The 21373-nt window shown below is 51.5% G+C and carries 19 protein-coding genes and 1 pseudogene; 12 read left to right on the top strand and 8 right to left on the bottom strand.

Annotation, left to right across the window (positions count from 1 at the left end; genetic code table 11):
- Nucleotides 1-64 precede the first annotated feature (64 nt).
- The 5 genes from AMR42_RS15425 (at nt 65) to AMR42_RS15405 (ending at nt 6085) form a co-directional block, all read left to right on the top strand.
- Complete coding sequence (locus AMR42_RS15425) at nt 65-1180, top strand: spermidine/putrescine ABC transporter substrate-binding protein (RefSeq protein ID WP_099534549.1); 1116 nt, start codon at nt 65-67, stop codon at nt 1178-1180.
- A 105-nt stretch (nt 1181-1285) separates the two neighbouring features.
- Nucleotides 1286-2179 (top strand): ABC transporter permease, encoded by an 894-nt coding sequence (locus AMR42_RS15420; RefSeq protein ID WP_099534548.1) that lies wholly within the window; start codon nt 1286-1288, stop codon nt 2177-2179.
- Nucleotides 2180-2312: 133 nt separating this feature from the next.
- On the top strand, nt 2313-3110 hold the full coding sequence (locus AMR42_RS15415; protein WP_234407040.1) for an ABC transporter permease: 798 nt from the start codon (nt 2313-2315) through the stop codon (nt 3108-3110).
- A 238-nt stretch (nt 3111-3348) separates the two neighbouring features.
- Nucleotides 3349-5079, top strand: coding sequence for a DNA mismatch repair endonuclease MutL (gene mutL / locus AMR42_RS15410; RefSeq protein ID WP_099534546.1), 1731 nt, complete (start codon nt 3349-3351; stop codon nt 5077-5079).
- 169 nt (nt 5080-5248) lie between these two features.
- Nucleotides 5249-6085 (top strand): prohibitin family protein, encoded by an 837-nt coding sequence (locus tag AMR42_RS15405; protein WP_099534545.1) that lies wholly within the window; start codon nt 5249-5251, stop codon nt 6083-6085.
- Between the two features lie 11 nt (nt 6086-6096).
- Here the strand turns inward: AMR42_RS15405 and AMR42_RS15400 are convergent, their stop codons facing one another.
- The 4 genes from AMR42_RS15400 to AMR42_RS15385 form a co-directional block, all read right to left on the bottom strand.
- Nucleotides 6097-6630: a hypothetical protein gene (locus tag AMR42_RS15400; RefSeq protein WP_234407037.1), complete on the bottom strand. Its 534-nt coding sequence runs from the start codon at nt 6628-6630 to the stop codon at nt 6097-6099.
- 110 nt (nt 6631-6740) lie between these two features.
- Entirely contained in the window at nt 6741-8522 is a 1782-nt protein-coding gene (locus tag AMR42_RS15395; RefSeq protein ID WP_099534544.1) for an SLC13 family permease, read from the bottom strand.
- 287 nt (nt 8523-8809) lie between these two features.
- Entirely contained in the window at nt 8810-9766 is a 957-nt protein-coding gene (locus AMR42_RS15390; protein WP_099534543.1) for a ParB/RepB/Spo0J family partition protein, read from the bottom strand.
- Between the two features lie 198 nt (nt 9767-9964).
- Complete coding sequence (locus AMR42_RS15385) at nt 9965-10888, bottom strand: LysR substrate-binding domain-containing protein (protein ID WP_099534542.1); 924 nt, start codon at nt 10886-10888, stop codon at nt 9965-9967.
- 376 nt (nt 10889-11264) lie between these two features.
- Here AMR42_RS15385 and AMR42_RS15380 point away from each other — a divergent pair, with 376 nt between their 5' ends.
- From AMR42_RS15380 to AMR42_RS15350, 7 genes are all read left to right on the top strand, one after another.
- Nucleotides 11265-12725 carry an APC family permease gene (locus AMR42_RS15380; protein WP_099534541.1) on the top strand — a complete coding sequence of 487 codons (1461 nt, stop codon included), beginning with the start codon at nt 11265-11267 and terminating at the stop codon, nt 12723-12725.
- 68 nt (nt 12726-12793) lie between these two features.
- Nucleotides 12794-13510, top strand: coding sequence for a cadmium resistance transporter (locus tag AMR42_RS15375; protein ID WP_099534540.1), 717 nt, complete (start codon nt 12794-12796; stop codon nt 13508-13510).
- Nucleotides 13511-13575: 65 nt separating this feature from the next.
- Nucleotides 13576-14304, top strand: coding sequence for a cadmium resistance transporter (locus tag AMR42_RS15370; RefSeq protein ID WP_099534539.1), 729 nt, complete (start codon nt 13576-13578; stop codon nt 14302-14304).
- 577 nt (nt 14305-14881) lie between these two features.
- A complete protein-coding gene (locus tag AMR42_RS15365; protein WP_099534538.1) occupies nt 14882-15631 on the top strand; it encodes a hypothetical protein in 750 nt (249 codons plus the stop codon).
- A complete protein-coding gene (locus tag AMR42_RS15360; protein ID WP_158234510.1) occupies nt 15624-16367 on the top strand; it encodes a phosphatase PAP2 family protein in 744 nt (247 codons plus the stop codon). The genes AMR42_RS15365 and AMR42_RS15360 overlap by 8 nt, the downstream gene beginning before the upstream one ends.
- A gap of 326 nt (nt 16368-16693) precedes the next feature.
- Nucleotides 16694-17530, top strand: coding sequence for a sulfite exporter TauE/SafE family protein (locus AMR42_RS15355; protein WP_099534536.1), 837 nt, complete (start codon nt 16694-16696; stop codon nt 17528-17530).
- A gap of 90 nt (nt 17531-17620) precedes the next feature.
- The gene (locus tag AMR42_RS15350; RefSeq protein ID WP_234407039.1) at nt 17621-18109 is read left to right on the top strand and encodes a DUF1634 domain-containing protein; all 489 of its coding nucleotides are present in this window, start codon (nt 17621-17623) and stop codon (nt 18107-18109) included.
- Nucleotides 18110-18350: 241 nt separating this feature from the next.
- Here AMR42_RS15350 and AMR42_RS15345 read toward each other — a convergent pair whose 3' ends face one another.
- The 4 genes and pseudogenes from AMR42_RS15345 to AMR42_RS15335 all read right to left on the bottom strand — a co-directional run.
- On the bottom strand, nt 18351-19379 hold the full coding sequence (locus AMR42_RS15345) for a sulfate/molybdate ABC transporter ATP-binding protein (protein WP_099534534.1): 1029 nt from the start codon (nt 19377-19379) through the stop codon (nt 18351-18353).
- A gap of 340 nt (nt 19380-19719) precedes the next feature.
- Nucleotides 19720-20418, bottom strand: coding sequence for a rubrerythrin family protein (locus tag AMR42_RS21660; RefSeq protein WP_099534533.1), 699 nt, complete (start codon nt 20416-20418; stop codon nt 19720-19722).
- 117 nt (nt 20419-20535) lie between these two features.
- Nucleotides 20536-20673, bottom strand: coding sequence for a hypothetical protein (locus tag AMR42_RS20635; protein ID WP_158234509.1), 138 nt, complete (start codon nt 20671-20673; stop codon nt 20536-20538).
- Between the two features lie 99 nt (nt 20674-20772).
- Nucleotides 20773-21373, bottom strand: a pseudogene (locus AMR42_RS15335) (photosystem II D2 protein (photosystem q(a) protein)); the annotation flags it as partial.

Here is a 21373-nt window from a genome sequence, read left to right as displayed (position 1 = left end):
CCGCAGTCCTGGTTCCCAAAGCATGGCCCAGCCAGCGCTCTACCCAACCTTGCTTTGATCATTCATGGCTTCCGTTGCCCCTTCTCGTCGTGCCCTCTCCCGTCGTGACTTCTTGCGCCGCACTTCGGTAGCGGCCGCTGGCCTGGCCATGACGGGCTGTGGCTGGCGTTTGGCCCAGGTGCGGCCATCGCCGGGCGCAGTCGGGGATCCTTCCAAGCTTTATATCTACACCTGGGCTGGCTACACCGATGAGCTACTGATCGCTCGGTTCCAAAAGGAAACGGGCCTGTCGGTGGTGGTGGATATTTTTGATTCCAATGAGGTGATGTTGGCCAAGCTGCAAGCGGGCGGCGGCAGTCAATACAGCATTATCTATCCCTCCGATTACATGGTGCGGCAGATGCGAGAGCGCAATCTGCTGCGGGAGTTGGATCACGATCGACTGCTGGGGTTGCAGGATTTGTTGGAAACCTACCAAAATCCCAGCTATGACCCCAAAAATGGCCACAGCGTCCCGGCTGCTTGGGGCACAACGGGCTTGATTTACAACCGGCAACGGGTCGATCGCCCGCCAACGGATTGGGAATTTTTGTGGGCTAACCGGGCCCGCCTCCAGCGCCAGGTGACGCTGTTTAATGATCAGCGGGAAACCATGGGCTTGGCCTTGCGCCGGTTGGGCCATTCCTACAACTCCCAGGATCCTGATCAAATTCGCCAGGCCTACGAAGCATTGCGGGAACTGCGACCGGCGATCGCCCAATTCACCACGGATGGTTGGAAAGACCGGATTTTGGCGGGGGACTTAACGATCGCCATGGGCTTTTCCTCTGACGCGATCGAAGCGATCGAGGAAAACGACCAGTTGGGCTATGTGATTCCCGCCAGCGGCTCTTCCCTCTGGACAGACACGATGGCGATCCCGATCAGTGCGCCCAATGTGGAAGCGGCCTATGCTTGGATGAATTTCACGCTGCAGCCGGAGGTGGCCGCAGGCATGACCCAACGCCTGAAGTTTGCTACCGCCAGCCGCCGGGCGATCGAACAGTTGCCACCGGATTTGGTGCAAAATCCCAGCCTGTTCCCGTCTCAATCGGTGCTCGATCGCTGCGAGGGCATTGCTCCCGTGGGCGCGGCCACCTCCCTTTACGATCGCTACTGGACTCAGCTAACCAGCGGCTAGGGCCGAGCAAGCCTTAATGACTGTTAATTGAACGTTAATTGAAGCTGTTCACGCCAACTGCCCAACCCCTTGAACTGTCTTTGCTGATTAGTCCTAACAAGCCCTATGACCCCCGCTAGCCCCGCTAACCCGATCGTTGAGGCTCCCGCACCCAAACCCCGCCGTTGGGTTGGCCCCTGGGCGCTGTTGGGGCCGCCGGGCCTGTGGCTGTTGCTGCTGTTGGTTTTGCCGGTGCTGGTGATTTTTGAACTCAGCCTGGTTCCCGGCATCAAGCCCGGCGATTTGGTGAACCCCTCAGGGATTGACAACTACCTGACGGTGTTTCAGCCCATCTATCTTCAAGTGATTGGGCGCACCCTGTTCTATGCGATCGGGACAACGGTGGTTTGTTTGCTGCTGGGGTTTCCGGTGGCCTACTGGTTGGCGCTGATGTCGCCCAAGCGGTGGCAAAACCTGCTGTTGGTGGCCTTTACGCTGCCCCTGTGGACTTCTTCGCTGCTGCGTTCCTACGCTTGGATTACGATTTTGCGACCCACGGGCGTTTTGAACTCCCTGCTGGGGTTGGTGGGGCTGCCGGGTCTGGATATTTTGAACCAAACGCCCGCCGTGCTCCTGGGGATGGCCTACAGCTTTTTGCCCTATATGGTGCTGATTCTGTACTCCTCTTTGGAAAAGCTCGATCGCCGATTGTTAGAAGCGGCGGCAGATTTGGGGGCCACCCCGATCGAGGCCTTCTGGAAAGTGACCGTTCCCCAAAGCTTGCAGGGCATTGCCGCCGGTTCGTTGCTGGTGCTGATCACCAGTTTGGGCGACTTTGTGAACCCGGAATTGCTCGGCGGGGCCTCCAGCATGACGGCTTCCCGGCTAATCTATAACCAGTTTCTGGGTGCGACCCAAAATTGGGGCTTTGGTTCAGCTTTGAGTATGCTGATGATCCTGGCTGTCAGCTTGGGGATTGCGTTGCTCATTCGCTACAGTGATGGCCGCCCCGCTGCCTAGGGTGTTTGGGGATGCATGATGGTGCAGTGGTTCGTTTGTCTTTGCTTGATTCCCTTTGATTGCTCTTCCCGATCGCCCCATGCTCGATCTCGATCCTGCTTCAACGGATTCCCAGGAGGCCCTCGCAGACGCTATGGCTCGATCGCGTAAGCCTCGCCTGACCTGGCAGGGCGCATTTACCTCGGTCATGTTCTTCCTGATGTACCTGCCGATTCTGGTACTGACGGTCTATAGCTTTAATCAGTCGCCCTACAGCGCCGGTTGGACAGGGTTCACCCTGGAGTGGTATGCCAAGCTGCTGCGGGATGGGCGAATTTTGGGAGCCTTGCAAACCAGTCTTGCGGTGGGTTTGGGGGCTGTTTTGGTGTCGGCTGTGTTGGGAACCACGATGGCCGTTGGCCTGGCCCGCTATCGATTTTGGGGCAAGGGGCTATATCTAGGCATGTCCTATTTGCCCTTGATCGTGCCGGATATTGCGATCGCGGTGGCCACGTTGGTGTTCTTGGCGGCGCTGACGATTCCCCTCAGCTTTTGGACGATCGTGGCGGCTCATATTGTCTTTTGCTTGGCCTATATTGCCCTGGCGGTTTCCACTCGCTTGGCGGATCTCAATCCCTATTTGGAAGAAGCGGCCCAAGATTTGGGCGCAACGCCGGTTCAATCCTTCTTTCAGGTGTTGTTGCCGCAACTGGTGCCGGGAATCATGTCGGGCTGTTTGTTGGCCTTTGTCCTCAGCTTGGACGACTTTTTGATTGCCAGTTTCACGGCCGGTGGCGGTGCAACAACACTCCCAATGGAAATTTTCAGCCGGATTCGCACTGGGGTTAAGCCGGATGTGAATGCTTTGAGTGTGCTGTTGCTGTTGGGTTCCGGTGCGATCGCCTTTGCGGCTGAATGGCTCCGTTTCCAAAGCGAGAAAAAGCCCTCTTAGGGGATGTTTGAAAAGCCAAAACGGCTACCTTGCGGGTCTCATCAACCGACAAAGACAGGGGGCTTAAGCCCCTTGCCCCCACGATCCGCTAACGGCAAGATCGGGGTTTCAGGCGATTTGACGACAGACCCTAAGTCCCTTGCCCCCAAGACCCCTAGTGCTTTAGCTTTCAGCCGATTTTTCACAATCTCTCGATTCCGGGAGGAGCCATCACCGTCGTCTGGCAACTGAGAAAAGAATGAGATCCATTCAACCGCTGCCGATCGAGGTGGTGAATTTAATTGCGGCGGGGGAGGTGATCGACTCTCCGGCGGCAGTGGTGCGCGAGTTGGTGGACAACGCGATCGATGCGGGAGCCACGCGGTTGGCCCTGTCCCTCTGGCTCGATCGGGGCCAAATTCGGCTCACAGACAACGGCTGCGGCATGAGCCGAGCGGATCTGTTGCGGGCGGCCGCTCCCCACAGCACCAGCAAAATTCACGATCGCCCCGATTTGTTCAACATCCGCAGCCTGGGATTTCGGGGAGAAGCATTGCACAGCTTGGCCCAACTGAGCCGCCTGAGCCTCAGCAGCCGGCCGGTTGGCGGGGAGGGTTGGCGAGCGGTTTATGATGCCACGGGCCAGGCTGTGAGCTGTGAAGCGGTCCCGATCGCGCCGGGAACCATTGTCTTGGTAGAGGATTTGTTCGAGGCTTGGCCGTCACGGCGCGATAGTTTGCCGTCTTTGGCTCAACAGTTGCGATCGATCCAGCAGGTGATTCAGCAAGCAGCCCTTTGCCATCCCGCCGTGGCCTGGACGGTCTATCGCAACGATCGGCTCTGGTTTGCCCTGTCGCCGGGAGATTCTGCCCGTCACCTGTTGCCCCAAATCTTGAAACCGGTGCGATCGGCAGATTTGCGGGAAGTGCAGTGGGTGGCCGCCTTGCCCAGCGACCAGGAAGGAGCCGCCCAAATCACCGTCACCTTGGGTCTGCCCGATCGCGTCCATCGGGCCCGCCCTGACTGGGTGCGGATTGCCGTGAACGGGCGAATGGCGGAAGTGCCAGAACTGGAAAGCACGATTTTTGCAACCTTGGGGCGCACCCTGCCGCGCGGCCGCCACCCGATCGCCCTGGTGCATCTCCGGTTGCCGCCCCAATGCATTGACTGGAACCGCACCCCCGACAAACACAAGCTTTATCTCCAGTCGATCGACCATTGGCAAGCCCAGGTACAGGCGGCGCTCCAACAGGCCCTTTCCTTTCGCGAGGCGATCGACGAACCCCAAACCAACACCTACGCGATCGGGCGAACGGCCCAGCTCATTCGGGCCGCCGAAGGGCGATCGACCTATCGTGTGCGCACCGCCGCCGATCCCAACGCCTCTCCGGATGATCCCCAAGCCCTGGGGCAGCCCCGATCGCCCGAACCACTTGACGATCCCTTGGGGGGACAACTGCGGGCGATCGCCCAGGTTCACAACACTTACATTGTGGCGGAGCATACCGGCGGTCTATGGCTGGTGGAGCAGCACATTGCCCATGAGCGGGTTTTGTTTGAATATTTGCGCGATCGTTGGCAAATTTCCGCCCTGAAGCAACCGATCGTCCTGAGTGAGCTGAGCGAGGCGGAACGGGAGGGGCTGGTAAGCTTGGGGATTGAAATTGAACCCTTTGGCGATCGCTGCTGGATTGTGCGCAGTGCTCCGGATCCCTTACTCGATCGCCCTGACTTGGCCGCCGCCTTGGGGGAGCTGGCCCACAGCAACAACCTGGAAGCAGCCCAAGTGGCCGTCGCCTGCCGCACCGCCATTCGCAACGGCACGCCCCTGACGCTTGTGGAAATGCAAGATTTGCTCGATCGATGGCAACGCACCCACAATCCTCGCACCTGTCCCCATGGGCGACCGATTTATTTACCCCTCGATGAATCGAGTTTGGCGCGTTTTTTTCGTCGCCATTGGGTCATTGGCAAAAGTCACGGCATTTAGCCCTCAATTACTCCCATTATTTCGGTAGTAATCCTGTAAATCAATCCGCAAATCATTCCCTCAGTTACCCCTCAAAAAGCGATTTAGTACAATTTTTCAGCTCAAAGAGTTTCAAGATCAACGTTAGAATAGAGAAATCTTTTGGAAGCGCCCATTTTAGCAACCCTTAATGATTTTCATTAGTTCCCTAAAACATATCTCTCAACTAAAAATTATTCGACTATTTGCGGCTCTTTTGTTGACCCTGATTATCCTGCAACCGCTGGTCATTATCTCGGCTGGGGAGCGGGGCGTGGTGCTCCGTTTTGGTCAGGTGCAGCCTCAAATTCTCAATGAAGGCTTACATCCGATCATCCCGATCGCGGAAGCCGTTAAAAAATTAACTGTTCGCGTTCAAAAGCGTGAAATTTCAGCCGAAGCCTCTTCTAAAGATTTACAAGAAATTGAAACCGATGTGGTCTTGAATTGGCATTTGGTTCCCGATGAAGTTAATTTAGCGTTCCAACAGCTCGGGGATGAACTGGCTGTGGTCGATCGAGCCATTGATCCCGCCGTTGAGGAAGTTTTAAAAGCCGTCATGGCCAAGTACACGGCGGAAGAAATTATCACCCGCCGGGAAGAAGTGAAGGGAGCCGTAGACCAACTGCTGAGCAATCGGTTACGGGGATATCATATTTTTGTTGATGATATTTCGCTGGTTCATGTCAATTTTTCCGATCGCTTCAGTGAAGCTGTCGAAGCCAAGCAAATTGCGGAACAGGAAGCCAAGCGAGCGGAGTTTTTGACCCTGAAAGCCGCCCGAGAAGCGGAAGCAAGGGTTAATTGGGCCAGGGGTGAGGCCGAAGCACAACGACTCCTCAAAGAACACCTGACCCCAGAGTTAATTCAACGCCAGGCGATCGAGCGGTGGAATGGTCAATTACCAACCATCATTGGTAGCGAAGGATTAAAGCTCTTTAACCTAGAATCTCCGCCCAAGGCCGCAAATTCCACCCCAAAGCGCTAGGAAAGGGATTGCTACTCTTGAAAGCTCAAACCATCCGGCAAGGTTAGGATTCCGAACTGCACCAAGGCCACCACCAAAATTGTATAGGCCGTGGAAGACAGCAATCCTGTGACCAGCGTTTTCCGAAAACTTTTATTTTGATCCTCCTTTTGAACCATTTCCGTCGCCCCAAATTGCATCATCAGAATTCCCACCACATTCGAGAGCCAATAGCCCACAATTGCACCCCCGAAAAAACTGTGCGGAATTAGCCAATTGCAGAGCGCACCAAAGCCATAGGCGATCGGCAGATTAAAAATCAAATCATTCCACCAGCACAGTGGCGAGAGTAGATAGCCCACAACAACCAGCAGCCCACCTTTCAATTTTTTCAGGAGTTTGAATCCCAGCATTTGGGATTCTGCCGCTGTAATTTCTTGCTGAAACTGAGCAACCACTTGGGCATCTTGATAGGTTGCCCCATTAGTTGCATTGGCGGTGTTCATGGCTGTGTTAAGGGATTCATCAATGGGCAACGGATGGGTGGGTGAGGGTTGGGAAGTCATAGATTCCATAGTTGTGATCAAAGGATTGCGGTAGAGAGACACAATAACTTGGCATTGCTTGGTTGAGAGTTAACCAAAGTCATTGTTTCAGCAAGAATCAAAGTCATTTTTTAATGACTTAAGTTTAGCCCATAAAACCAAATTGACATTAGCGGCACAAGGAAGGTCAGAATTAAATTCAATGGAATTCCCACCCTGGTGAAGTCTAAGAATTTGTAGCCTCCTGGCCCATAAACCATTGTATTAGTTTGATAACCGATCGGGGTTAGGTAGCTATTTGAAGCCGCAAACATCACCACCAGCATGAACGGCAAAGTGTAGAATTCCAGAGTTTCTGCAACCTTCACCGCAATGGGCAACATTAATAAAACCGCCGCATTATTAGACAGGGCTTCAGTGAAGAGGGTTGTTACGCCATAGAACAAAACTAACAGCCAAAACCCCGAAAGGTGCCCTCCCACTTGCGTTAATTGTGATGCTAACCAGTCAGTAGCTCCTGATTTTTCCATAGCGGTTCCTAGGGGCATCAGACCCGCCAGGAGAAAGATAATATCCCAGCGAATGACTCGGTAAATTTCTCGAGGCCGCAAAATTCCCGTGGCAATTACCAAGACAACACCCGCCAGAGCGCTAACCAAAATGGGAACCGTTTCCGTGGCAGCAGCCAGCACGGTTCCTAGGGCGATCGCCAGGGCTAAACCAGCCTTATCCCGCTTTAAGGGTTCCAGTTCTCGCGGTTCTACTACTAATAATTCAGGGCTGGATTGCAGGCCGCGCAAACTGTCATGTGGCCCTTGCACCAATAGAACATCACCAAATCGCAAACGAACATCCCGCAACCGTTCGCACAAGCAATCTTGTCCACGACGAATGGCTAAAACCGTGGAGTTATATCGTTGCCGAAATCGCAGTTCTTGTAAGCTAGAACCGATGAGGCTAGAGTTCGAAATAATTAAGGCTTCCGCAATCGATCGCTCGTTAGATTCGAGGGAAAATTTGGCATCGGGTAGGATTTCCAGCCCCCGTTCATCCTTCAGGGTCAGCAGGCGATCGCGGTTGCAGCGAACCAGCAAAATATCCCCTGCCATTAACAGCCAATCGTGGCTTACAGGTCTATAGGTAATGCCATCGCGAATCACTTCCAAAACATCAAGATCATATCGATGATGAAAGTCACTGGCTGGCAGCGATTTCCCAATCAAAGAGGACTGATGGGTCACAATAATTTCGCTGAAATAATCACGCAGCCCATAGTTTTCAACGGTTGAAATTTCACCGGGCTTCCGTCGATCGGGCAGAAGATTGGGAGCCGCCAGTGCCAAGTAGCACAGACCAATCACAAAGACGATCAGGCCCATGGGTGCAAACTCAAACAGGCCAAATTCTCCATAGCCTAGTTGCTTAGAAAGTCCACTGGCCACCACATTGGTTGAAGTACCAATTACTGTAATCGTGCCGCCAAGCACAGTGGCATAGGACAGCGGAATTAATAGCTTTGAGGTAGAGATATTCTGTTTTCGGCACCAATTTTCCACAATCGGAATAAACACCGCCACCACGGCTGTGTTGTTCAGAAATGCTGTGATCGGCCCCACAATTGACCCCAGCACAAAAATTTGACGAGTTGGATTCTTGCCGCCTTTTTGTTGCAGAAATTCACTGACCACTTGAATCGCACCTGTACGTTCGATCGCGGCACTCAGCACAAACATTGCCATAACCGTGATCGTTGCTGAATTACTAAATCCAGCGATTCCCTCTTCGGGAGTGATGAGTCCTAGGAGAATTAGCAAAACAGCAATTCCAATTGCTGTGATATCAACGGGTAACCATTCCACAATGAATAGGAAGAATGTGATCGCCAAAACACCAAGAGTAAGCGCAATAGACATTGTTAGCTACGGTTTTAAGAAAAACCGCTAGAAGCGAAGAGATTTAATTGTCATGAAATTTATAAGGTTCTTGAGAACAACAACTAAAAATTTCATGATCATTACAAGGCAGAATTTTTTTCAAGCATCCAATCATTTAGTAGAGCACCTAACTGCACCCAGAAAATTATTCAGAGATCAGATCAAAGCACCTTAAACAGGATTTTAGATAGTTCATTCATTAATCTTGACTAAATCGACCGACAAACCGTAGTTTATGGACAAAAAAACGGTTTGTCGGTAAACTATCACTCAATCTCTTGGGACTCATCTAACTCTGCAATGGTGATTAATTCAGCCATCAAGGATTCTACCCTTTGCCGTTTTAGGGGATCGTTCAAAACTCCCGACTGCTGCAACCGACGATAGGTATAACTCCAACGATCTCGCAGAGAGCTGGGTAAGTTGGAAGTTGTTTCAGGACTGTTGAGGCTGGCTACCTGTTTACGAATTTCGGAGAGTGATAAATCTCGTGAAATTGCTTCTTGTAATAGATGATTTTGTTGATTGGGTTGCCGAACTCTGGAAATGGCCAGCGCTTTGGTGTAGGACAACTGACCTTGGCGCAACGCATTGAGAATGGCTTCTGGCAGCTTCAGCAGGGGCAGCCGATTGCTGACAAAGGACTCCCAAGTCATGGTTCCGATCGACTGGAAAATGGTGCGAATCGTCTCTCGTTCTGCATTACCCATAACGTTATGAGTTTTTTTGCCCTTGGCCTGATTTCGCAAGCGGTGCAACAGCAAAACGATCGACTCAGCAGGCTGTTGAAGCTCCAGGGACAGCAATTTTAAAATACTTTCGGTTTCCTCGATCGGGTTGAGATCTTCGCGCTGCAAATTTTCCAGAAGGGCAACTCGCAGGGCTTCCCGATCGCTCAGGGCCCGAATAACTACGGGTACTTGCGATAGACCAACCTTTTGGGCCGCGCGATATCGTCGCTCACCAGCCACTAATTCATAGCGCCGCTCATCAATGGGACGAACTAACAGCGGCTCCAAAATTCCATATTGGGCGATCGATTGAGCAAGGCTATGGAGGGCGATCGGGTCAAAGTACCGTCTTGGCTGACTGCTTGGAAGCTGTATGTCACTGAGGGCCAAGGTCGTGGGGTACTGAGCTTGGCTATGGAGAGGCACCACGGAAGATTCCTGGGACAATTCTTTAAGTTCTAGGGGGCGAAGTTGGGGATTGACAGCGCTCATTGGGTTAGCAATTCCAGGTTTAGCGCAGTTGCAAATGGCATTTTGCAGTTGCTTTTGACCTAAAATACTATATCCCGATCAAAAAACCGTACTTTATCTGGAAATTACCCAACGGGTCTCGCCCATCATTGGCGCACGACTGGCTCAGCACTGGCTCAGCAGTGACGCATCATTGGCTGATCAATGGTCTATTCCTAACTAATAACTGACTAGTAATTGCTCAAAAACCCGAGAAATTTTGGTCTGAAAGCGCTGTCGATGACGCAACTTCAAAAAGGGGCGACGAATTTCCAAAACCGATGACTGCTCAGGGTCAATAATCGGAACCGCACGCATTGTCCGCAGCTGCAACTCTTTTTCAACGATCAGTTCTGAAATGGCTGCCGCTCCCACACCTTCCTCCACCAGAACTTTCACCATTTCTCCGGTGGTTAGCACCAGGGCGATCGGCAAACTTGAAGGATCCACCTGCCAACTCAATAAGGCTTCTTCAAATCGCTGTTGAGTGCCCGATCCTGGTTCGCGCATTAACCAAGCCGTTTCTGGCAATTGATGGGTTTCCACAAATGGCAGCTCAAACCAAGGGTGCGAAGGGCCCACCACAATCACTAGGCGATCGCCCCCAACAATGGCCTTTTCTAAGTGCCGTTGGGTTGAGGGCAACACTTCCCCTTCAATTAATCCCAAATCAAACGCGCCCGTCGCCGTTCCTGTGCAAATTTCCTCAGTATTAGCGAGGGTGCAATTCACCACAATGCCCGGATGACGACGCTTAAATTCTCCAATTTTGCGCGGTAGCCAATAATTCCCGATCGTGAGGCTAGACCCCAAATGCAATTCTCCTCGCTGCATTTCATTGAGTTCACGCAAGCCTCGTTCTGTCAAAGCCACCCGATCGAGAATATCCCTAGCTTCTGCTTGCAACAATCGCCCAGCATCCGTCAGTTCTACGCGCCGCCCAATGCGATGAAACAGACGCAGACCATAACTGTCTTCTAGGGACTGAATTGCAGCGCTCACCGCAGGCTGCGTTAGATAAAGGGACTCTGCGGCTCGCGTGAAGTGTAAATATTCCGCAACCGCCAAGAAAATTTGCAACCGATCAAGAGTTATTCCAGACATTTCACCAAACTTAAAATTTCAATTAAAATCTCGATCTATTTTCAAAATTTCCGTTCATCGCGAGAATTTTTAGCTTCTTTCAACCAAGATTTCGAGCTTGTTGAGGTTCTCATCAATTTTATTGATGGTTTTGAGAAAAAACAGTATTTGCTTAAACTCAGCCAACTCCTTAATCTGTAGTTAATTTGATCGATGTGCTCCAAAATACTTGTCAAAGCAACATCGATATGCAACACGAACAGCAACAGAATTCACAGACTGAACGGGTCATGAATGCCTAGTCACCAATCATAGAGAGTTATCCCTTTTACTTCAGATAACTTTCAGGCTTCAGATCAGTTCATCACTCAGTATTCTGGTCTCATTGAGGGATCGCATGACTACAGAACTTGCAGTGAACCGTAGTGTTCACGGTCTCAAGGCAGAATGTTTACCCTTTGGTGAAGTTCTTGGCCAATCCATCGCGGTAATTGCTCCGATCACAACCCCTGCCGCTAACTTAGGGTTAGTCTTTGCCCTGGCGGGAAATGGCACTTGTCTTAGCTTTTTGTTGGGAACGATCGGGCTGATTTTTGTCAGTATCAACATCAATCAATTTGCCCGTCGTTCCGCCTCTCCCGGATCGCTCTACACCTACATTTCCAAAGGTCTTGGCCCCACAGCCGGTGTTATCTGTGGTTGGGGTCTTCTGCTGGGCTATTTGCTCACGGGGATGGCGGTTCTTTGTGGCTTTGCCAATTTTGGTCAAATCTTTTTAGGCAGTTTGGGCATTCACACCCACATCATCACCCTGCTGGCATTAGGAACCGTGGTTGCTTGGTATGCCGCCTACCGAGATATCGAATTATCAGCAAGAACATTGTTGATTTTGGAAGGCATTTCTGTTCTGTTCATTTTGCTCTTGGGGGGAATTGTTTGGGCTAAAACAGGCTTTGCCCTTGATCCACTACAGTTGACCTTAGCTGGTGCAACCCCCAGCGGTGTTGCCATGGGATTAGTGTTAGTGGTTTTTGGCTTTTCTGGTTTTGAAAGTGCCACCACTCTTGGGGATGAAGCGCAAAAACCCCTATCCAGTATTCCGAAGGCTGTCCTAGGCAGCACAGTGCTTTCGGGGTTGTTTTTCTTGGTTATGGCCTATATCGGTGTGGTGGGGTTCAATCATGCCGGAGGAAATTTGGCAGGTCATGAAGAGCCTCTCAGTTTCTTAGCTACCTGGGCTGGTGTTGGATTCCTGGGCCAAGCGATCGGGATTTGTGCGTTGGCTAGCTTTTTCGCTTGTGTTTTAGGCAGCATTAATCCTGCTGCTCGCATCTTTTTCACCATGGCGCGGCATGGTCTCTTTCACTCGGCTTTTGGTGAAGCCCACGACACCAATAGCACGCCCCATATTGCTGTTTCTTTCATCTCCGTTCTACTCTTTTTAGTGCCTGCTTCAATGACCATTTTTGGTCTTAAGGCCTTCGAATCCATGGCGTATTTGGGCACGATGTGTACCTATGGATTTTTGGTGACCTACATTTTGGTATCGATCGCCGCGCCGGTTTATCTCTATCGAATTGGCAAATTAAAACCCATTGATGGGGTCATTGGTCTGCTGGGCGCTGGTTTCATGATGTTGCCAATTTTGGGCATGGTCGGAATTCCTGGAAGTACTTGGTTTCCCGTGCCGGAAGCGCCTTACGATGCATTTCCCAAGCTCTTTCTGCTTTACCTAGGTTTGGGTTGTGGCTGGTTTTTCTGGCAGCGATCGCGCTCTCCCAAAATGATTCGGCGAATGCAGCACTCGATCGAAGCGATCTATGTCCGGTTTGAAGAGTCCGAAGATGCTGACTGCTAATCGATTGCTTGGTTCAATCTTGATCGGCTCCACTTCGCTTCTAGTCCCTTCTTCTGCAACCCTTTCCTATGGACAACTTACTGACCGTAATCCCCACGAGTGTTGCTGCCTTTGCAGCCACAAACATTGACGATATTGCAATCCTGATGTTGCTTTTTTCTCAGGTCAATGCCAATTTTCGTCATTACCACGTGGTCGCTGGGCAATATCTAGGGTTTTCAGCTCTGGTAGGCGCAAGTTTGTTGGGTTTCTTTGGGGGCATGGTTTTGCCCAACCATTGGCTAGGTTTGCTGGGTCTAATCCCGATCGGCATGGGACTGGGCAGATTGTTTGACCGGGGTGAAGATGCCACCGATGAAGAACTAAACCTAGCCATTGACGGCAATGGAACATCACCCCATTGGATGAATTTAGTGGGGCCCCAAAGTCTCAGCGTCGCAGCCATCACGATCGCCAACGGGAGCGACAATGTGGGCATTTACACGCCCTTGTTTTCCCATAGCTCAGTGCCAGAGCTAATTCTAACCATTCTAGTTTTCCTAGTTTTGGTTCCTGTTTGGTGTTACATTGCTCATCGACTCACCCATCAAGCCCAAATTGCAGATTGGTTAGCCCATCGGGGTCAAACCATGGTTCCTCTAGTACTCATCGCGCTCGGGATTTATATCATCCTTGATAGTGGAGCCATGAGTCCGGGTTTGTTGGCTGCTAGCTGCACTTGTTTGGTGGCTTTAACTTGGCGACCCCAGCAACTGAGTGAAGTTCCTGAAAAGGGTGATTCTTGAGACGATCGCGACGATTCTTACGACTCTTACAATGCTTTTTGCCCTAAACATCATGTCCGAGCACCATGATTGATCAGCGCCCCTTGGCTGAGCTAGCGATTAGTGCTTTTGTGGCGGGAACCAGTTCCTTCATTGCCACAAATATCGATGATGTGGTTGTGCTGATGGTGTTGTTTGGTCGCCCCGATCGGCTCTTCCGCGATCGACAAATCCTGATCGGGCGCTATCTGGGGTTTGGTCTGATTGTGTTAGCCAGCTTGGTGGGGTTTTGGGGAGGATTACTGCTCCCTTCCTGGTCCATTGGGCTATTGGGCTTTCTCCCGATCGGGATCGGCATTTCGCAACTGCACGCTTCTCAATCTCAGGAATCAGAATCCTCCGCTCCTGAACTAGATTCGTTCGGATCTGAGCATCAAGCGTTAACCGAGCGATCGCCCAATTTAGCGTTTCGACATCGAGTCAAGAAACTACGTCAATGGCTGCCTTGGCTATCCCCTCAAGTCATCCAAGTGACAATGATTACGCTTGCCTGCGGTGCTGACAACATTGGAATTTACATTCCTCTGTTTGCCTCCTGCAACTGGGTGGAACTCAGCATTATCCTTTGGGTTTTCTTTGCAGGCGTAGGATTGCTTTGTTGGCTAACACGCCGGTTCAGTCGCTATCACATGATCACCCAATGGATTAGCCGATTTGGTCATCAATTTGTTCCTTGGATTTTCATTGCTCTGGGAATAGGAATTTTCTGGGAGAGCAACCTTCCACAACTGCTATTTTCCTTCATGCTTCCTTAAGCTCAAGATCTTGGCAAAACCAGGGGACTTTGTTAGACTTTTTGAGTCACCAAAGGCTATATCTAGATCGTTGATTTAGTTGCTTCAATTCAGGTTTTTCAAGGGTTCAACAAGCAAAATTGCTCATTAAATTGCTCACTCTTGAATTAAACCAATCAAAGCAACTCGAAATAGCAATCTTTCTCAAACTTCCACCTCATTTCATTGTTCGAGAATGCATTGAAGCCAATGCATTGGTGTGGAGATTACTAACTGCCACCATGCGGTGATCTTAAACCAGGCAATTCGGTTTGAATGATTGCAAGATTTTGCAGCAACAAAACAGAGTTTTAGGCATCAAATGAAAAGCCTTTTTCATCAAGGCCCATGCTAGCAGTTTTTGCTTTTTTGTGTTCTTTGAACTTTTTCAGATTGTTTAATTTTTCCTAAATTGGGAAACCAAAGCAAGAAATCATGGGCAGTTTTTTACAAGCATTAATGTTCAGCCACCCACCATAGTTGGGATCGGTTTGAAACGTAGAGCATTGCGAAATTTGCAGAATTTTCAGTCATTAATCAGTCATCAAGAGGAAAGAGCATGAACGTTGCCCAAGGGTTTTTAAAGGGTTTTGTCCCAGGGATTGTCCAGAATTTTCTAAGCGGGCAAGGACTGAGAACGGCGGCTTTGGGATCCTTCAGCCGCTGGATGACGATCGGGGGTTGCCTGTTGGTTTTTGTGGTTAATTTGCTTTGCGCTCCTCCGGCCTTAGCCGATCGCCCCTTGAGTGAAAATTCTGATTACTTGGCAGCCAGCCAAGCCTTGAACCAGCTAACAGCCGAACGTCAGCAAAAGCAGAATGCGGGGGAAGCCATTCCCGAACCCTTGGAATCGCAAATTGAACAGCTAACAGCCCAAACCTTTGCGTTGGAGTCCGGCGAGACCTGGGGCCAATGCGAAAACACCAGCGGCCAGGTGGTTGGAGTTTACGGGCCAGAGCCGGATGACGTGGACAACTATCGCTACAACGCCGGTCTTTACTTCTTGGCCAATGGGGAAACCACCGCGATCGAGTGGGACTGCGAAGGGGTTTTGATTCCCAAGGGAACCAAGGCGATCGCCACCCTTCCCGACGGAACCAATCAGGAATTTACCGGTTTGGCCGCGCTCAAAGTTGCTGACGGCACGCGCGTCACCATCAGCCAAGATCCCGAGGGCCAATTAACCCTCAGCACAGCGCCCACGGCAGCAGTTAACACCAGCAAAGCAAAATGGCCGCTGCCCAGCCTGTCCCAGAAAGTGATTAATCAGCGCCCTCTGGATGCCCCAACCCTCACTACCGATGACTGATGGGCTAAACACCACGGGGATCAGCACTTTGGGCAAGCATTCATCATCCCAACCAAACCTGCTGGGCATCGGTGGGGCGGTCACGATTCAAGGACTTTGTGCGCTATACCTGGTTAGCCATCTCCAGCAACCAGCACCCTGGGATGTGCAGTTTTTAGAACTATTGCATCAACAGGCCACCCCTTGGCTCGATCGCCTCGCCCTTTGGCTCACACCGCTGGGAACTCGCTGGGGAACGTTTCCGCTGTTCATCATGGGTCTTTTGTCCCTAGCGAACCAACGGCAATGGCGTAAGTTGTTCTACTGGATGAGTGCGATTGGCGGTACAACAGTCATAGCCACTCTGCTGAAAGTGGTTTGGCACCGAGCGAGGCCCAGCCTTGGGCCCTCGCTGCTGGCCCCAGACCATTACCCTGCTGATTGGGCCTTTCCCAGCACCCACGCGGCCGCTAGCCTCTCGTTGGTTTTGGCCCTTGGCGCTTTGTATTCCAGCCAACAGCCGCTCGATCGCCCCTATGGATGGGTCTGGCGTTGGTCGATCGCGGGGCTGGGTGGTGGCTTTGTTCTGCTCATTGCCTGGACAAGGCTCTATCTCGGGGTTCATTTCCCCAGTGACATCATTGGCGGCTGGTCGATCGCCTATCTGATCACACAAGTGGCCAATCGATTGATCTTCAGCCCCACGGATCCAGTTCAGCTACCATCAACCCCTTCAAGTTTACTTACTCGTCGTTGAGTCGTGATTCATGATCCAGGGTGATTAATGCTCAACAGCTTAATGCTCAACAGCGATCAATCATTCTGGATCATTGACTGCGAACAATGACTACGAACAGTGGCTGTGAAAAATGATTGTGAACAATCCACCAGCAGTCTGAAAATTTGCTTGCCCAGATACCATCATTAACCTGGTTTCTAGCTTCCAACTTTCTCAACTCAGCAACCAAGCACAATGGCTGAATTCCTTGGTGTGACCAAGCACCAAAAGCCGGATTCCTCCAGTTATTTTTCAGCCATTCCCTATGGATTTTCTCTAATTACTAGTCATCAGGATGGGGCGGGGTGAATATTTTTGAGTTTTCATTCTTAGTTTGGGCCGGTTCATTCGCGGCCGGCTTCTTAGGGGCCTTGACCGGTCTTGGGGGCGGCGTGGTGATTGTGCCTCTGCTCACCTCGGTTTTTGGGGTCGATATTCGCTACGCGATCGGGGCCTCCTTAATTTCTGTCATTGCCACTTCAGCCGGTTCCGCCGCAACCTACATTCGATCGGGGTTTGCCAACTTACGTCTCGGGATGTTTTTAGAAGTGGCAACGACCCTTGGATCTTTCGTAGGAGCCACCTTAGCCACCGTTGTGCCCGTCAAAGCCCTGACCGTTGTGTTAGGAACCGTTCTGCTTTATTCCGCTTTCTTTGCTCAACAATCCACCCCCAAGGAAGCCGAATTAACCGAGCCAGGTTCCTTGGCTGAACGCTTGCAACTCGATAACTGCTACCCCACCCCCAACGGAGAAGGAACGATCGCCTATACCGTTCGTTCGGTTCCCACCGGTTTTAGCTTAATGGCCGTGGCCGGGCTGCTTTCAGGATTGCTCGGCATCGGTTCCGGCTCCTTGAAAGTCTTGGCGATGGATCGCGTCATGGGTTTACCGTTCAAGGTTTCCACCACCACCAGCAACTTCACGATCGGGGTCACCGCGGCCATGTCGGCCGGCGTTTATTTATCCCGAGGCTACGTGGATCCCGGCCTCTCAATGCCCGTGATGTTGGGCGTTTTGATGGGAGCCATGGTCGGTGCAAGAGTGCTGATTGGAGCCAAGCCAGAATGGTTGCGCTGGCTCTTTTCCATTGTGTTAGTGCTCCTAGCAATCAAAATGATTTATAACGGATTAATTACTTAGAAATTACGCACTTTCAGCTCATCAGCTCAATTGCAAAGTTGAGGCCAAACAGAATTTTAACGCTCGTAATTCACAGCAGCCCAAGTGACGATGGAGATGACATCAATGATGAAGGGTAAGTCTTCCGATCAGGCGATCGCCATGACTGCAGCGAATAGTCCCATTTCTCCCTTGGAATCTTCGCCAGTTGATTTAGAAACTCGAAAAAGCACCGATCACAGCCTTGAGTTAGCCGTTAGCCACGTATTGTGGTGGGGAATGATCATTGCGAGTTCGATCGTCTTTGCAGGCGGCTGCATCTATATCTTTCGCCATGGGGGTGAGCCAGCCAGCTTCCGTGTCTTTGTAGGAGAACCTCGGGAACTTTGCTCCCCTTGGGGTGCTGCGAAATCTGCCCTTTCGGGTCATGGTCGCGGCTGGATTCAAGTGGGCATTATGCTGCTAGTTGCAACACCCATTATTCGGGTTGCTCTGTCTTGGTTCACTTTTTTGCGTCGTCAAGATTGGCTTTATTTTGCAATCACTTCGATTGTTTTTGGAGGACTCATTTACAGTTTTGCGGGTGCTTATTTCCAGTAATTCCCAAGACTGGTTTTGCTGGCACTGATCTTATTTCTGCCAGTTCCCAGAATTAGAGTCTTGCAAGTTTCTAATTAATATTTAGTATTTGAAAACTTCGATTTGAAAACTTCGATTTGAAAATTTGGCATTTGGGCGGGAGCACTCTATCGCGCACCCGCCCAAATGGCATATCCAGGGATTTCACGAGCAATCCCATTAGGGATCACCCTATTCAGCAATCCTCTTGAGCGCTGGTTCTCTAGGTTGCTAAGGGAAAAACACGCACCGATCGGGGCCGTGCGTAGACCTGTTGCTCTCGTTCAATGTGGAGTCGGTGATAGTGATCTCGGTTCACAGAAGCCGTCAAAGATGGGCCATTCTCCAGTTTCAAATGCACCTGCACTTCCCATCCCAAATGCATGATGCGATCGACCGTCGCGGGTAAGGCCTTGTCATCCACAGGATCGGTCACAATTTCCACATCATGGGGCCGCAAAAAGAGTCGCCAATTGTCACTGTCTTCCCACACCCGATCGCCCGCCCAGCGCGACACAGATCCCGGAAAAATAGACAACACATTCACAGGCCCCACAAAACTCATCACAAAGGGCGAGGCCGGGTTGTCATAAATTTCCGCAGGCGTGCCCACTTGTTCAATTTTGCCTTGGTTCATCACCACGATTCGATCGGCAACTTCCATCGCCTCTTCTTGGTCGTGGGTCACAAAAACCGTGGTCACATTCATATTGCGATGCAGGTTATGCAGCCATGTTCGTAATTCCTTGCGCACCTTGGCATCCAAAGCACCGAACGGTTCATCCAGCAGCAAAATTTGGGGTTCCACGGACAGGGCCCGCGCCAAGGCCACTCGCTGCCGTTGCCCGCCGGACAACTGCGCAGGATAGCGATTGCCATAGCCCGCCAGTTGGATCAAGTCCAACAATCGATTCACGCGCTCTTGAATTTCAGCCGGCGGAGTTTTGCGCAACTCCAACGGAAAAGCAATATTTTGCCGAACGGTCATGTGCTTAAACAGCGCATAGTGCTGAAACACAAACCCAATTTTTCGCTCTTGGACGCTTTGATAGGTTGCGTCCCGCCCGATCAGTGAAATTGTCCCCGCATCAGTGGATTCCAGCCCCGCAATAATTCTGAGGAGTGTGGACTTTCCTGAGCCGGATGGCCCCAACAACGCAACCAAAGAACCCGATTGAATGTCTAGCGAAACATCATCAACTGCTCGAAAATCGCCATAGTACTTGGAGACATGCTCAACCGCGATTCCCATTTCTTTTGACTCCCAGCTTGTCTTTAACTACAGTTACCCGATCGGAATACTGTAATATACAGATAGCATATAGCCCATTCCTCTCAACCAGGCTGTTTTTTTAGCAAAATTTTCGCGCGATCGCTTTCAGTTGAACCCAACTTGATTCTCACAAAACCAAAAAAATGCGCCATTCACCAACCTGGAATGGCGCACTCGATTGTGCTATTCAATTACTGAAAATCAGCTATTTTTTGTTTTCTAGAGCTAATTTCAGAGTTGATTTCAGGGCTGATTGCAGATCTGAGGAGATCTAAATTGCAGATCTGAGCAGATCTAAATTAATGACCAATGGCCCAGCCTAGGCCGCGATCGACTCTTGATAGGGTACGAACAGGGCCTTCTTCGCGCCGCAAATTGGGCATTCCCAATCATCAGGAATGGCTTCAAAGGGAGTCCCCGGAGCAATGCCCGAGTCGGGATCGCCCTCAGCAGGGTCATAGATCATGGAGCACTGGCGACAAATCCACTTGCTGCCCGCGGCCTTGTTTGCCGGAGCCACACCATCCAACCCGCGCAGGGCTTCGCTGTATTGGTCGGCGTGGTGATGTTCGATCGCGGTCAGCAGTCCAAAGTTGCGGGCGGCCGTGCGGAAAATTCCCGCATGTTCCCGCGACTCATCGGCCTGTTCTTGGAATTCCCGCTCCGCTTCCCCATCCCGATCGACCCGGGCGGCGGCGGCAAAGTTGGGGTACATGGTCTGATACTCGTAGGTTTCACCCTCGATCGCCAGCTCCAAACAGCGGGCCGCGATCGCCTTCTTTTGTTCGTCGCTGAGGCTGGCCGGATCGTCCACCACCAACTCCGGATGCATCAGCCGAAAGTGGGCGAACGCATGTTCCGTTTCTTGGTTGGCCGTTTCCCGAAACAGCTTGGCCAAGTCGCCCAGGCCCAGCTTTTTCACCACTTCCGAGAAGAACAGATATTTCCGATTCGCCATCGATTCGCCAGCGAAGGCATCGGCCAAGTTTTTGGCGGTGTTGGAGTTTGAAAGATCCATAAGACGCAAGAAAACGGGTGGGGTTAGTTGTGGTTGCACCATCCCGGTCAGCCCCCGTGCGGGAGGCTGGCGAGGTGGCGGCGGCGTGAATTTCTCTCTAAGTCATAATCATTATGACTATGGATAGACTAACACAACTTTTTGGGAATGGCCAAAAACCCCAGCCCCGATCGGGCCGATCATCGTGCCCACAAGTCCCACAAGTTCCGCAGGAGACCAAAAAAAGGGCGCGATCGCGTCGATCGCACCCTCCATTCATGATCTGTCTCTGGTTAATTTGAGCAATAGGCGATCGCAACGGTTTGACGAGAAAACGCGCGATCGCTTTGATTCAATTCAGACTTCGCTCAGCCCTTACAGTGCGTTACCGCGAGGCAGCACTTCTTCGGGGAAGATGAAGTTTTCGTGGGGTTGGTCTTGCGGAGCCATCCAAGCGCGGATGCCTTCGTTCAACAGGATGTTCTTCGTGTAGAACGTTTCGAATTCGGGGTCCTCAGCCGCCCGCAGCTCTTGCGACACAAAGTCGTAAGCTCGCAGGTTCAAGCCCAATCCCACAATCCCGATCGAGCTGGTCCACAATCCCATCACGGGCACGAACAGCATGAAGAAGTGCAGCCAACGCTTGTTCGAGAACGCAATCCCGAAGATTTGCGACCAGAATCGGTTCGCCGTCACCATCGAGTAGGTTTCTTCGGCTTGGGTCGGCTCAAATGCGCCAAAGGTGTTCGCCTTTTCACCGTCTTGGAACAGGGTGTTCTCTACCGTTGCACCGTGAATGGCACACAGCAACGCACCGCCCAGAATCCCGGCGACACCCATCATGTGGAACGGATTCAGCGTCCAGTTGTGGAACCCTTGCAGGAACAGCAGGAACCGGAAGATCGATGCCACTCCAAAGCTGGGTGCGAAGAACCAGCCCGATTGACCCAAGGGGTACATCAGGAACACCGACACA

This window comes from Limnothrix sp. PR1529 (assembly GCF_002742025.1).
Lineage (GTDB): Bacteria > Cyanobacteriota > Cyanobacteriia > CACIAM-69d > CACIAM-69d > CACIAM-69d.
This window is presented reverse-complemented; position numbering and strand designations above follow the sequence as displayed.